The organism is Streptococcus oralis subsp. tigurinus, from assembly GCF_002093545.1.
Taxonomy (GTDB): domain Bacteria; phylum Bacillota; class Bacilli; order Lactobacillales; family Streptococcaceae; genus Streptococcus; species Streptococcus oralis_C.
Genome location: NZ_LNVF01000025.1, coordinates 1 through 201, shown reverse-complemented (window position 1 = coordinate 201; position 201 = coordinate 1). Strand labels below are relative to the sequence as shown.

Here is a 201-nt window from a genome sequence, read left to right as displayed (position 1 = left end):
TCCTTCGAAACTGGCGTCCCGATCTCTTAGACTCCTACCTATCCTGTACATGTGGTACAGACACTCAATATCAAACTGCAGTAAAGCTCCATGGGGTCTTTCCGTCCTGTCGCGGGTAACCTGCATCTTCACAGGTACTAAAATTTCACCGAGTCTCTCGTTGAGACAGTGCCCAAATCATTACGCCTTTCGTGCGGGTCG

1 rRNA gene is annotated in these 201 nt (G+C 49.8%); it reads right to left on the bottom strand.

Features of this window, described 5'->3' with window-relative positions:
• A 23S ribosomal RNA gene (locus ATE34_RS10890) occupies positions 1-201 on the bottom strand; the annotation flags it as partial.